Genomic DNA, 13,831 nt, shown 5'->3' with positions numbered 1-13,831 from the left:
AGTATGACCATGAGCGTTGATAGCACCGACCCCCAGCAAGAGAAGCTCGTTCGGTACCTGAAGCGGGTCGCCGTCGATCTCAACGAAACCCGAGCACGGCTGCGGGAGTTCGAGGATCGGGCGAGTGAGCCGTTGGCGATTGTGGGAATGAGTTGCCGGTATCCCGGTGGTGTGACCTCGCCGGACGAGTTGTGGGAATTGGTGGCGGCCGGGCGCGATGCGGTGTCGGAATTTCCCGGCGATCGCGGCTGGGATCTGGAGCGGTTGTATGACCCGGATCCGGACCAGCTCGGGACGGTGTATACCCGCGACGGCGGTTTCGTGGACGGTGTAGCCGATTTCGATGCGGAGTTCTTCGGGATCAGTCCGCGTGAGGCGTTGGCGATGGATCCACAGCAGCGGTTGATTCTGGAGGCGGCGTGGGAGGCGTTCGAGGACGCGGGTATTGATCCGATGTCGTTGCGCGGCAGCGACACCGGCGTCTTCTGCGGCGTCGGGGCTTCGGACTACGCAGCGGGGCCCGCGGGGAGTCAGCCTCAGGTTGAGGGCTTCCGGTTGACCGGTGCGACGGCGAGTGTGGTGTCGGGTCGGATTTCCTACTTCCTGGGTCTGGAAGGGCCTTCGGTATCGGTGGATACCGCATGTTCCTCGTCGCTGGTGGCGATGCATCTGGCGGCGCAGGCATTGCGGTCGGGCGAATGCTCGCTTGCGCTGGTCGGTGGGGTGACCGTACTTTCCGGGCCGTTCTTATTCGTCGAGTTCAGTCGTCAGCGTGGTTTGGCGCCGGACGGTCGGTGCAAGTCGTATGCGGCGGCCGCGGATGGGACCGGGTTCTCCGATGGGCTGGGTCTGGTTGTGCTGGAACGGCTTTCGGATGCACGGCGCAAAGGTCATCGAGTGCTCGGTGTGGTGCGGGGCAGTGCGGTGAATCAGGACGGTGCGAGTAATGGGTTGACCGCGCCGAATGGTCCGTCGCAGGAGCGGGTGATCCGGCAGGCGTTGGCGAATGCCGGGTTGAGCCCGGCCGAGGTCGATGTGGTGGAGGGCCATGGCACCGGTACGAAGCTTGGTGATCCGATCGAGGCGCAGGCGCTGCTGGCGACCTACGGGCGTGAACGCACGGCGGGCCCGTTGTGGCTGGGTTCGATCAAGTCGAATATCGGACACAGCTCCACCGCGGCGGGTGTTGCGGGTGTGATCAAGATGGTGATGGCGATGCGGCACGGGGTGTTGCCTGCCACGTTGCATGTGGATTCGCCTTCACCGCACATCGATTGGGATGCCGGCGAAGTGCGGTTGCTGACCGAGGCGCAGCCGTGGTCGTCTTCGGAGCGGCCGCGTCGTGCGGGTGTGTCGTCGTTCGGTGTCAGTGGCACGAATGCGCATGTGATCTTGGAGGAGGCGCCGACCGGCGGCGAACGGCTCGACGACGCAGCGGTCGAGGGTCGGGTATCGGTCGAAGATATTGCGCTGCTGACGGTTCCGGAGCGAGCGGCGGGTGTGGTGCCGGTGCTTCTTTCGGCTCGCAGTGAGGTGGCGTTGTGTGCGCAGGCGTTGCGTTTGCGTTCGTATTTGGTTGCGCGGCCGGATGTTTCGTTGGCGGATGTCGGGTTTTCGGAGGTGACGTCGCGGGCGTTGCTGGAGCATCGCGCGGTGGTGGTGGCCGCTGATCGTGCCGAATTGTTGACCGGGTTGGCTGCACTCGCTGCGGCCGAGCCAGGGGCTGGTGTGTTCCAGGGATGTTCGGTGGGTGGGAAGACGGCGTTCCTGTTCACCGGTCAGGGTGCGCAGCGGGCACGGATGGGTGTTGAGCTGGCGGAGGTGTTCCCGCGGTTCGCTGAAGCCTTGGCCGCGGTGTGTGTCGAGTTGGATCCGCTGCTGGGTCGTTCGTTGCGCGAATTGTTAACTGCTACTGAGGGTTCCGAGGAAGCGGCGCTGCTGGATGCGACGGAGTTCACGCAGGTGGCGTTGTTCGCGGTCGAGGTGGCGTTGTTCCGGTTGGTCGAGTCATTGGGTGTGCGAGCGGATTACTTGATCGGGCATTCGGTGGGTGAGTTGGCGGCAGCGCATGTCGCGGGGGTGTTGTCCCTGTCGGATGCGTGCGCTTTGGTGGTGGCTCGTGGCCGGTTGATGGGGGCCTTGCCGGCGGGTGGGGCGATGGTGGCGGTGCAGGCGAGTGAGGAAGAGGTCGCCGTATCCCTGGCTGGGTTCGTGGGTCGGTTGGAGATCGCGGCGGTGAATGGTCCGCAGGCGGTGGTGGTGTCTGGTGATGCGGATGCGGCCGAGGAGTGGTTGCCGCAGTGGCAGCATCGAAAGACATCGCGGCTGCGGGTTTCTCATGCTTTTCATTCGCCGCGGATGGAGCCGATGCTCGATGAGTTCCGGCGGGTGGCTGAGGGGTTGCGGTTCAGTGCGCCGCGGATCCCGGTGGTGTCGAATGTAACTGGCGAGTTGGTGTCTTCGGAGTTGGCCGATCCTGGGTATTGGGTCGCTCATGTTCGAGCCGCGGTGCGGTTCGCTGATGGGATACGGACTCTGCATGGTTTGGGTGTGCGTCGGTTCTTGGAGTTGGGCCCGGACGCGGTGTTGACGGCGATGGCGCGTCAGACACTCGATGAGTATGACGATGTGGTGTTGGTGGCGGCGTTGCGTGCTCGTCAGCGGGAGTTGGCGGCATTTGCTGGGTTTCTCGGTCAGGTGCAGGTGGCTGGGGTCGGGGTGGATTGGTCGGTGTTCTATGCCGGGACTGGTGCGCAGCGGGTGGGTTTGCCGACGTATGCGTTTCAGCGGGAACGGTTTTGGCTGTCGCCGAGCAGCGGTGCCGGGGATGTGGTCGCGGCGGGGTTGGGGCGGTTCGAGCATCCGTTGTTGTCGGCCGTGGTGTCGGTCGGCGATCGCGACGAGTGGTTGTTCACCGGTCGTATCTCCCAGGATGGGCAGCCGTGGACGCGGGACCATGTGGTGTTGGGGATGGTAGTGGTACCGGGTACCGCGCTGGTCGAGTTGGTGTTGGCGGTCGGCCGTGAGCTGGACTGTGCGGTGGTCGAGGAGTTGGTGTTGGAGGCGCCGCTGCTGTTGGAGGCGGACACTGCGCGGCAGATGCAGGTCATGGTTGGTGCGGGCGGTGCGGATGGTCGCCGGGACGTGGTGATCTATTCGCGTGCGGAAACCGGTGGGGACGAGGGTGTTCGGGAGGTGACGTGCCACGCGCGTGGCGTGCTTGGTTTCGAGGTGGAGCCGGTTGCAGCGTGGCCCACCGAGTGGCCGCCGCTGGACGCGGTGCCGGTGGCGGTCGATGCGCTCTACGCCGGCTTTACCGGCCTCGGTTTCGACTATGGTCCGGTCTTCCAAGGGGTGCGTGCGGCTTGGCGTGTCGGTGATGAGACTTATGCCGAGGTGGCGTTGCCCGATAACTCGGATAGCTCGGAACAGGCAGCCGAGGGATTCGGGATTCATCCGGCGCTGTTCGACGCGGCATTGCAGAGTGGGGTCGGTCTGTTGACCGACCGTGACGGCAGTCGGCCTGGTATGCCGTTTTCCTGGGCGGGTGTGCGGCTCGGGCGTCATGGTGTTTCGCGGCTGCGCGTTCGCGCCGTCGCCACCGGTGATTCCTCGGTGCGGTTGGACGCGGTCGACGATTCCGGTGCTGCGGTGGTGTCGGTCAGCTCCATTGTTGTTCGCCCGGTCGAGCAGGCGCAGCTCGAGAGCGCGCGGCGGGGCGAGCAGAGCTCGCTCTTCCAGGTTGATTGGGTCTCCGTCGCGCAGGCGGGTCGCTCCGGGTCGGTACCGGTCGCCATTCTTGGTGTGAGCGATGCGGTGGCGGATACGGGTGATCGTTATGCGGATCTGGATGCGTTGGAGCGGGCGCTGATTGTGGGTGCGGTGGTGCCCGGGGTGGTTGTCGCCGTGGTGGATAGTCCGGTCGAGACCGGTGATCCGGCCGGGACCGCGTCGGTGGTTGCTGGACAAGGGTTGGCGTTGGTGCAGCGGTGGTTGGCCAGTGCGCGGTTGGCCGAGGCGCGATTGATCGTGGTGACGCGTGGTGCGGTCGCGGTGGGTTCGGAAGCGCCGGATGTGGCGTTGGCTTCGGTGTGGGGTTTGGTGCGTAGTGCTCAGTCGGAGCATCCAGGTCGGTTTGTGCTTGTCGATATCGATAACAGCGGTGATATCGACTGGGGGGCGCTGATCGAGCTCGACGAGCCGCAGTTGGCGGTGCGTGAGGGTCGATTGCTGGCGCCACGGCTCGGGCACGCGCCTGCCGGGCCGGTCGGTGATTTGTGGCGGTTGTCGATTGGGCGGAAGGGGTCGTTGGAGGATCTGGCGATCGTTGCGTCGGATGGCGGTCGGCCGTTGGGTGTCGGTGAGGTGCGGCTCGGGATACGGGCCGCGGGCCTGAACTTTCGTGATGTGCTGATCGCGCTCGGAATGTATCCGGGTGAGGCGCCGCTGGGTAACGAAGCAGCCGGTGTGGTGCTCGAAATCGGCCCGGGGGTAACCGGTTTGGCGCCGGGTGATCGGGTGATGGGTCCGGTGACGGATGGGTTCGGGCCGGTGGCAGTGGCGGATCGACGGATGTTGGTGCCGATCCCGGCGGGTTGGTCGTTTGCCGAGGCCGCGTCGGTGCCGGTGGCGTTTCTGACGGCCTACTACGCGCTGGTCGATCTCGCTGATGTACGTCCTGGTGATCGAGTGCTGGTCCATGCTGCGGCCGGTGGTGTGGGGATGGCGGCGGTGCAGATCGCTCGTCATCTCGGGGCGGAGGTGTTTGCGACCGCGAGCCCGTCGAAGTGGGATGCGGTGCGCGCGTTCGGTATTCCCGACGAGCGGATTGCCTCGTCGCGTGATCTCGGTTTTCGGGACAAGTTCCTCGAGGTGACCGGTGGCGCCGGTATGGATGTGGTGCTGGATGCCCTCGCCGGCGAGTTTGTCGACAAATCGTTGGAGCTGTTGCCGCGTGGCGGCCGGTTCCTCGAGATGGGTAAGGCAGATATCCGCGATCCGGAGGTCGTCGCGCGTGACTATCCGGGGGTGCGCTATCGGTCCTTCGACCTGATGGAAGCCGGGCCGGAGTGGATCGGGCGGATGCTTGGTGAGGTAGTCGGGTTGTTCGAGCAGGGTGTGCTGGCGCCTGCTCCGATTCGGACGTGGGATGTGCGCCGCGGTCGTGAGGCGTTCCGGTTCCTGCGGGAGGGCCGCAATGTCGGCAAGGTGGTGTTGACGATTCCGGCGCCGTTGGATGCGGATGGGACGGTTCTGATCACCGGTGGCACAGGTGGTTTGGGTGCGTTGTTCGCCAAACATCTGGTCGAGCGGCACGGTGCCAAGCGGTTGCTGTTGGTGAGCCGTCGCGGCTCGGCGGCGGATGGTGTGGGTCAGTTGGTCGCAGATCTGGCGGCGCTCGGTGCGCAGGCCCGGGTCGAGGCGTGTGATGTCGGGGACCGGGATCAGTTGGCGGGGCTGCTCGAGTCGTTGGAGCATCCGTTGACCGCGGTGGTACATGCGGCGGGTGTGCTCGATGACGGCGTGATCGAGTCGCTCACCCCGGAGCAGTTGGCGCGGGTAATGCGTCCGAAACTTGACGCTGCGCTGCATCTGCACGAGCTGACCTCCGGGATGGAGTTGTCGGCGTTCGTACTCTTCTCCTCGGTGGCCGCGTTGATCGGCAGCCCCGGCCAGGCCAACTATGCCGCCGCAAATGCCGCTCTTGATGCGCTCGCCGCGCAGCGGTGCGCGGCAGGTTTGCCTGCGAGTTCGCTGGCGTGGGGATTGTGGGCGGATTCGACCGGAATGACCGGTGCGCTGCAGGAGACCGATCGCGCGCGGCTGGACCGGTCGGGTGCCGAAGGGTTGTCGGCCGAGTTCGGGCTCGATCTGTTCGACCAATCTCTTGGGTTGGCTGCGGCGTTGTTAGTGCCGGTGCGATTGGATCTGGCCGCGCTACGGGTGCAGGCGCGGGCGGGCATGCTGCCCGCGTTGTTGCGTGGGCTGGTGCGTGCGCCTGCCCGCCGTGCTGCGGCGGGTGGGTCCTTGGCGCAGCGGCTGGCGGAGGTGGCCGAGTCCGATCGGGATCGGGTGGTGCTCGAGTTGGTGCAGGCGCAGGTCGCGGCTGTCCTCGGACATGCTTCGGCGGCGGCGGTCGGTTCCGAACGGGCCTTCAAGGATCTCGGATTCGACTCGTTGGGTGCGGTCGAGTTGCGTAACCGGTTGACCCAGGTGACTGGTGTGCGGTTGCCTGCGACTCTAATTTTCGATCATCCGACGCCGGTGGCGGTTGCGCGGTTGATTCGCACCGAAGTTGGTGGGGTCGTCGAGGTTTCGCAACCCGCGGCGCGGTCGCGGCAGCTGAAGGCGGATGAGCCGCTGGCGATTGTCGGTATGAGTTGCCGGTATCCCGGCGGTGTCACTTCGCCAGAGGAGTTGTGGGATCTGGTGGTGTCGGGTCGTGATGCGGTGTCGGGATTGCCGACCGATCGTGGTTGGGATCTGGAGCGGTTGTATGACCCGGATCCGGACCAGCTCGGGACGGTGAATACGACCGGTGGTGGTTTCCTAGAGGGTCCGGGTGAGTTCGACGCGGAGTTCTTCGGGATCAGTCCGCGTGAGGCGTTGGCGATGGATCCACAGCAGCGGTTGATTCTGGAGGCGGCGTGGGAGGCGCTCGAGGACGCGGGTATTGATCCGATGTCGTTGCGCGGCAGCGACACCGGCGTCTTCTGCGGTGTGGTCACCTCGGACTACGGCAGCTCGACGGCGCCGGAATTGGAGGGGTACCGGCTGACCGGCACGACGTCGAGCGTGGTGTCGGGTCGGATTTCCTACAGCTTGGGTCTGGAAGGACCTTCGGTATCGGTGGACACCGCATGTTCCTCGTCGCTGGTGGCGATGCATCTGGCCGCCCAGGCGCTGCGGTCGGGCGAATGCTCGATGGCTCTCGTGGGTGGGGTGACCGTGATGGCGGGGCCGTACTTGCTGGTGGAGTTCAGTCGTCAGCGGGGTTTGGCGCCGGACGGTCGGTGCAAGTCGTATGCGGCGGCCGCGGATGGGACCGGGTTCTCCGATGGGCTGGGTCTGGTTGTGCTGGAACGGCTTTCGGATGCACGGCGCAAAGGTCATCGAGTGCTCGGTGTGGTGCGGGGCAGTGCGGTGAATCAGGACGGTGCGAGTAATGGGTTGACCGCGCCGAATGGTCCGTCGCAGGAGCGGGTGATCCGGCAGGCGTTGGCGAATGCCGGGTTGAGCCCGGCCGAGGTCGATGTGGTGGAGGGCCATGGCACCGGTACGAAGCTTGGTGATCCGATCGAGGCGCAGGCGCTGCTGGCGACCTACGGGCGTGAACGCACGGAGGGCCCGTTGTGGCTGGGTTCGATCAAGTCGAATATCGGGCACACCTCGGCGGCGGCGGGTGTTGCGGGTGTGATCAAGATGGTGATGGCGATGCGGCACGGGGTGTTGCCTGCCACGTTGCATGTGGATTCGCCTTCACCGCACATCGATTGGGATGCCGGCGAAGTGCGGTTGCTGACCGAGGCGCAGCCGTGGTCGTCTTCGGAGCGGCTGCGTCGTGCGGGTGTGTCGTCGTTCGGTGTCAGTGGCACGAATGCGCATGTGATCGTGGAAGAGGCACCGGTCGAGGATGCGGTGTCGGTCGAGACGCCGGTGGCGCGGCCCGTTGGTGTGGTGCCGGTGTTGGTGTCGGCTCGCAGTGCGTCGGCATTGTGTGCGCAGGCGTTGCGTTTGCGTTCGTATTTGGTTGCGCGGCCGGATGTTTCGTTGGCGGATGTCGGGTTTTCGGAGGTGACGTCGCGGGCGTTGCTGGAGCGTCGTGCGGTGGTGGTGGCTGAGGATCGTGATGCGTTGCTGGCGGGGCTGGCGGGTCTTGCCGATGGTGAGCCGGTGGCTGGTGTGTTCGAGGGCTGTGCTGTCGGCGGTAAGACGGCGTTTCTGTTTACCGGTCAGGGTGCGCAGCGGGCGCGGATGGGTGTCGAGTTAGCGGAGGTGTTTCCGCTGTTCGGTGCGGCTTTGGATGCGGTGTGTGCCGTGTTGGATCCGTTGGTGGGTCGTTCGTTGCGCGAATTGCTTTCTGCTGCAGAGGGTTCCGAGGATTCCGCGTTGCTGGATGCGACGGAGTTCACGCAGGTGGCGTTGTTCGCGGTTGAGGTGGCGTTGTTCCGGTTGGTCGAGTCGTTGGGTGTGCGAGCGGATTACTTGATCGGGCATTCGGTCGGTGAACTCGCGGCCGCGCATGTGGCGGGGGTGTTGTCGCTGGCGGATGCGTGTGTGTTGGTTGTTTCGCGTGGTCGGTTGATGGGTGGTCTGCCTGCTGGTGGTGCGATGGTTGCGGTGGAGGCTGAGGAAGCTGAAGTTGTTGTCTCGCTTGCCGATTTCGGGGGTCGGTTGGAGATCGCGGCGGTGAATGGTCCGCGTGCGGTGGTGGTGTCTGGTGATGCGGATGCGGTGGAGGAATGGCTGCCACGGTGGCAGCATCGAAAGACGTCGCGGTTGCGCGTCAGCCATGCGTTCCACTCACTGCGGATGGAGCCGATGCTGGCGGAGTTCCGGCGGGTGGCTGAAGGATTGCGCTTCAGCGAGCCGCGGATCCCGATCGTGTCGAACGTGACCGGCAAACTGGTGTCTTCGGAGTTGGCCGATCCTGAGTATTGGGTCGCTCATGTTCGAGCCGCGGTGCGGTTCGCTGATGGGATACGGACTCTGCATGGTTTGGGTGTGCGTCGGTTCTTGGAGTTGGGCCCGGACGCGGTGTTGACGGCGATGGCGCGTCAGACACTCGATGAGTATGACGATGTGGTGTTGGTGGCGGCGTTGCGTGCTCGTCAGCGGGAGTTGGCGGCATTTGCTGGGTTTCTCGGTCAGGTGCAGGTGGCTGGGGTCGGGGTGGATTGGTCGGTGTTCTATGCCGGGACTGGTGCGCAGCGGGTGGGTTTGCCGACGTATGCGTTTCAGCGGGAACGGTTTTGGCTGTCGCCGAGCAGCGGTGCCGGGGATGTGGTCGCGGCGGGGTTGGGGCGGTTCGAGCATCCGTTGTTGTCGGCCGTGGTGTCGGTCGGCGATCGCGACGAGTGGTTGTTCACCGGTCGTATCTCCCAGGATGGGCAGCCGTGGACGCGGGACCATGTGGTGTTGGGGATGGTAGTGGTACCGGGTACCGCGCTGGTCGAGTTGGTGTTGGCGGTCGGCCGTGAGCTGGACTGTGCGGTGGTCGAGGAGTTGGTGTTGGAGGCGCCGCTGCTGTTGGAGGCGGACACTGCGCGGCAGATGCAGGTCATGGTTGGTGCGGGCGGTGCGGATGGTCGCCGGGACGTGGTGATCTATTCGCGTGCGGAAACCGGTGGGGACGAGGGTGTTCGGGAGGTGACGTGCCACGCGCGTGGCGTGCTTGGTTTCGAGGTGGAGCCGGTTGCAGCGTGGCCCACCGAGTGGCCGCCGCTGGACGCGGTGCCGGTGGCGGTCGATGCGCTCTACGCCGGCTTTACCGGCCTCGGTTTCGACTATGGTCCGGTCTTCCAAGGGGTGCGTGCGGCTTGGCGTGTCGGTGATGAGACTTATGCCGAGGTGGCGTTGCCCGATAACTCGGATAGCTCGGAACAGGCAGCCGAGGGATTCGGGATTCATCCGGCGCTGTTCGACGCGGCATTGCAGAGTGGGGTCGGTCTGTTGACCGACCGTGACGGCAGTCGGCCTGGTATGCCGTTTTCCTGGGCGGGTGTGCGGCTCGGGCGTCATGGTGTTTCGCGGCTGCGCGTTCGCGCCGTCGCCACCGGTGATTCCTCGGTGCGGTTGGACGCGGTCGACGATTCCGGTGCTGCGGTGGTGTCGGTCAGCTCCATTGTTGTTCGCCCGGTCGAGCAGGCGCAGCTCGAGAGCGCGCGGCGGGGCGAGCAGAGCTCGCTCTTCCAGGTTGATTGGGTCTCCGTCGCGCAGGCGGGTCGCTCCGGGTCGGTACCGGTCGCCATTCTTGGTGTGAGCGATGCGGTGGCGGATACGGGTGATCGTTATGCGGATCTGGATGCGTTGGAGCGGGCGCTGATTGTGGGTGCGGTGGTGCCCGGGGTGGTTGTCGCCGTGGTGGATAGTCCGGTCGAGACCGGTGATCCGGCCGGGACCGCGTCGGTGGTTGCTGGACAAGGGTTGGCGTTGGTGCAGCGGTGGTTGGCCAGTGCGCGGTTGGCCGAGGCGCGATTGATCGTGGTGACGCGTGGTGCGGTCGCGGTGGGTTCGGAAGCGCCGGATGTGGCGTTGGCTTCGGTGTGGGGTTTGGTGCGTAGTGCTCAGTCGGAGCATCCAGGTCGGTTTGTGCTTGTCGATATCGATAACAGCGGTGATATCGACTGGGGGGCGCTGATCGAGCTCGACGAGCCGCAGTTGGCGGTGCGTGAGGGTCGATTGCTGGCGCCACGGCTCGGGCACGCGTCGGTGCATACGGTTCCGGTGCCGCTCGATCCGGACGGAACGATCCTGATCACCGGTGGCACAGGTGGTTTGGGTGCGTTGTTCGCCCGTCATCTCGCTGAACAGCACGGCGCGAAGCACCTGCTGCTGGTCAGCCGCCGCGGCCGGGCCGCGGATGGTGTCGAGCAACTCGTCGCGGACCTCGACGCACTCGGCTCCCAGGTGCGGATCGCGGCATGCGATGTGGCCGATCGGGACAGTTTGGCCGAGCTGATCAATGCGCTGGACCGTCCGTTGACGGCGGTAGTGCATACCGCTGGTGTGCTCGATGACGGTGTGGTCGAGTCGTTGACGGCGGCGCAGCTGACCCGGGTGATGCGTCCAAAGGCGGACGCGGCGTGGCATTTACACGAGTTGACCGCCGGGATGGAGTTGTCAGCGTTCGTGCTGTTCTCCTCTGTCGCGGCGTTGATCGGCAGTCCCGGACAGGCGAACTACGCGGCCGCGAACGCGTCGCTCGACGCGCTCGCGGCGCGGCGGCGCGCGGAAGGGCTGCCCGGCACCTCGCTGGCGTGGGGGTTGTGGGCGGAAGCGACTGGGATGACCGGCGCATTGGGCGAGGCCGAGCTGGGGCGGCTCGCGCGCACGGGTGCAGGCGCACTCTCGACGGAGCTCGGCCTGGAGTTGTTCGACCGGGCCCTCGGACTGGATACGGCGTTGCTGGTGCCGGTGCGGCTGAACCTCGGCGGGCTGGGCGCGCAGGCTCGGGCGGGGATGCTTCCCGCACTATTGCGTGGGTTGGTACGCGTACCGGCCCGCCGCACGGAGTCCGCGACAGGCGGGTCGCTGGCCCAGCGACTGGCCGGCGTGCCGGACGGCGATCGCGAGCAGATCGTGCTCGAACTGGTCCGTGCGCAGGTCGCTGCCGTACTCGGCCACGCCTCCGTCGAGGCCGTCGATTCCGACCGCGCGTTCAGGGAACTCGGGGTCGACTCCCTCGCCGCGGTCGAGTTACGTAACCGGCTCACTCAGGCCACCGGTCTGCGGCTGCCTGCCACCCTCGTATTCGACCACCCGACGTTGGGCGCGGTCACCCGGCTGCTCCTCAAAGACGTCAGTGCGGCGGCGCGCACGCCTCGAAACGCAGACAGCGACTGGCCCGTTGCGCAGAACGGCCTCGGCACGTTCAGTGCACTGCTTCGCCACGCCCACGCCAGCGGGTCGATCGCCGAGGCTTTGCCGTTGCTGATCGAGGCATCGAGATTCCGTCCCGCCTTCGCATCGGCCGCCGAGCTGGGGGTCGAGGACAGCTACGTCGTCCAACTCGCCTCAGGGAGCGCGCTGCCTGCGATGGTCTGTGTGCCCTCCTTCGTGGTCGGTTCCGGTCCACATCAGTTCATGCGGTTCGCCGATCGCTTCGCGGGTGTGCGGGACGTCTTCGTCTGCTCGCTGCCCGGATTCCGCGACACCGAGCCCGCACCGGGATCCTGGAGTGCCATGGTGGAGGTCCTTGCGGACTCGATCCGCCGGGCCGTCGGTGCGGCTCCCTTTGTGTTGGTCGGTCACTCGGCCGGAGGCGTCATCGCGCATTCGCTCGCCGCTCGATTCGAAGAAACGGGCGTAACCGCAGCCGGTGTCGTCCTGCTCGACACTCCGACGCCGGAGGCGGACGAGGAGGAGAACAACCGGGTCTTCTCGCTGGTCATGACGGAAATTCTGACACGTGAGCAGGAGCCCATCCTGGTGGATGATGCCAACTGGCTCGCCATGGGCAGCTATATGCGACTACTCCCTGAGCGTCACCAAGCGCGGATCGCCGCCCCGACGTTGCTGATCAGAGCGACTGAGCCGATGGATGGATGCGACGACGGTCCCCGCTGGCCCGCATGGGACCTCGGCGGCGACGAAATCTCCATCCCTGCAGACCATTTCGCCCTGATTGCGGCCGCCGCCGTGGCGACCGCAGACACTATCGAGAGTTGGGTTGAGGCATGACCGCAATTGCCCCGAGACGGGGCCTGTCCGTCGCCGTAGTCCTGGTCGGCGTCTTCGTTTCGTCGCTGGATCTTTTCATCGTCAACATCGCGTTTCCGGACCTGTTGAAGTCATTCTCGTCGTCGAGCCTCGGCGAGCTTTCGTGGGTGCTGAATGCCTACGCGATCACGCTGGCCGCGTTGCTCATGCCAGCCGGTTGGTGGGCGGACCAGTCCGGGCGCAAGCGGGCGTTTCTGACCGGCCTCATACTGTTCACCGTCGCGTCGGCCTGCTGTGCGGTCGCCCCCGTGCTCAGTGTTCTGGTGGCCGCTCGGATCCTGCAGGCGGTCGGCGCGGCCTTGATGACGCCGAGTTCGCTCGGTCTGCTCCTGCCGCTCTTCGCGCCGGAGAAACGCGGTGCCGCGATCGGGTTGTGGTCGGCGATGGCGGGTGCCGCCGCCGCGGCCGGACCGCCGATCGGTGGGCTTCTCGTGCAGGCCGACTGGCGCTGGGTGTTTCTCGTCAACATCCCCATCGGCATCGTCGCGGTATTCGTCGGCTGGCGGGTGCTGCCGGAGATTCGCGAGGAAGCACGCTCGACTCCCGACATATTGGGCGCCCTCGTGCTCGCGGGGACTGTCGCGGCGATTGTCGCGGCGATCGTGCAGGGACAAGCCTGGGGGTGGGGTGATACGCGGATCTTAGGCTTGATCGTCCTGGGTGTACTCGGTGTCGTATTCAGCGCGCGGCGCGCGTTCCGACACCCCGCTCCCATCATCGAACCCGCGATCCTGCGGATTCGGGCCGTCGCGCTGGCCGATCTCGCGGCGATGTTTCTGCTCAGCGGATTCGGCGCGATGGTGCTCGCCACGACGCTCTTCCTGACGGGGATCTGGCACCACTCGGTCCTGCGCGCCGGAATGGAGATCGCGCCCGGGCCGCTGATGGCCGGGGTGTTCGGCGTGCCGGGCGGCCTACTCACCGCCCGGTACGGCGCGCATGTGGTCGGGCTGGTCGGCAGCGTGATATTCGCGGCCGGGGGCATCTGGTGGGTGGTCGCGACGGACGGCAACTCGGACTACGTCTCCACCCTGCTGCCGGGAGCGATCATCACCGGGATCGGGCTCGGCATCCTGTTGCCGAGCCTTTCCGCGGCCGCCACGCTCCCGCTGCCGCCCGAGCGTTTCGCCACCGGCACCGCGATGATGTCGATGTGCCGCCAGGTCGGGCTTGCCCTCGGCGTCGCTGTCGTCACGGCCGTGCTCGATGTTCGCCCTGATGTTTCCGCCTTCCACACCGCGTGGCTGTTCATGGCCGCATGCGGTCTCGCAGGTGGCCTCACCTTGTTCGCGGTTGGCGCGGGCAAGCGTCCGGTAGCCGTGTACGCCGACGCGCGCGGGGTGAGTGATAGCCCGAATCCGTGATGTGACCACTTGGTAGTCGAGAAAAG

Annotated in this window: 2 protein-coding genes; both read left to right on the top strand. The window is 66.0% G+C overall.

Features of this window, described 5'->3' with window-relative positions:
- The first annotated feature begins 9 nt into the window (after positions 1 to 9).
- The gene (locus ACQPW1_RS30565) at positions 10 to 12,402 is read left to right on the top strand and encodes an SDR family NAD(P)-dependent oxidoreductase (RefSeq protein ID WP_433655233.1); all 12,393 of its coding nucleotides are present in this window, start codon (positions 10 to 12) and stop codon (positions 12,400 to 12,402) included.
- Positions 12,399 to 13,805 carry a DHA2 family efflux MFS transporter permease subunit gene (locus ACQPW1_RS30560; RefSeq protein ID WP_433655232.1) on the top strand — a complete coding sequence of 469 codons (1,407 nt, stop codon included), beginning with the start codon at positions 12,399 to 12,401 and terminating at the stop codon, positions 13,803 to 13,805. The genes ACQPW1_RS30565 and ACQPW1_RS30560 overlap by 4 nt, the downstream gene beginning before the upstream one ends.
- Positions 13,806 to 13,831 lie beyond the last annotated feature (26 nt).

Origin of the sequence: Nocardia sp. CA-128927, assembly GCF_050955855.1 — a bacterium.
GTDB lineage: Bacteria > Actinomycetota > Actinomycetes > Mycobacteriales > Mycobacteriaceae > Nocardia.
The sequence above is the reverse complement of the archived record's forward strand: the minus strand, read 5'-3'. Positions and strand labels throughout refer to the sequence as shown.

Coding starts and splice junctions, on each gene's coding strand:
- ACQPW1_RS30565 (WP_433655233.1), top strand. CDS start 10: ATGAGCGTTGATAGCACCGACCCCCAGCAAGAGAAGCTCGTTCGGTAC.
- ACQPW1_RS30560 (WP_433655232.1), top strand. CDS start 12,399: ATGACCGCAATTGCCCCGAGACGGGGCCTGTCCGTCGCCGTAGTCCTG.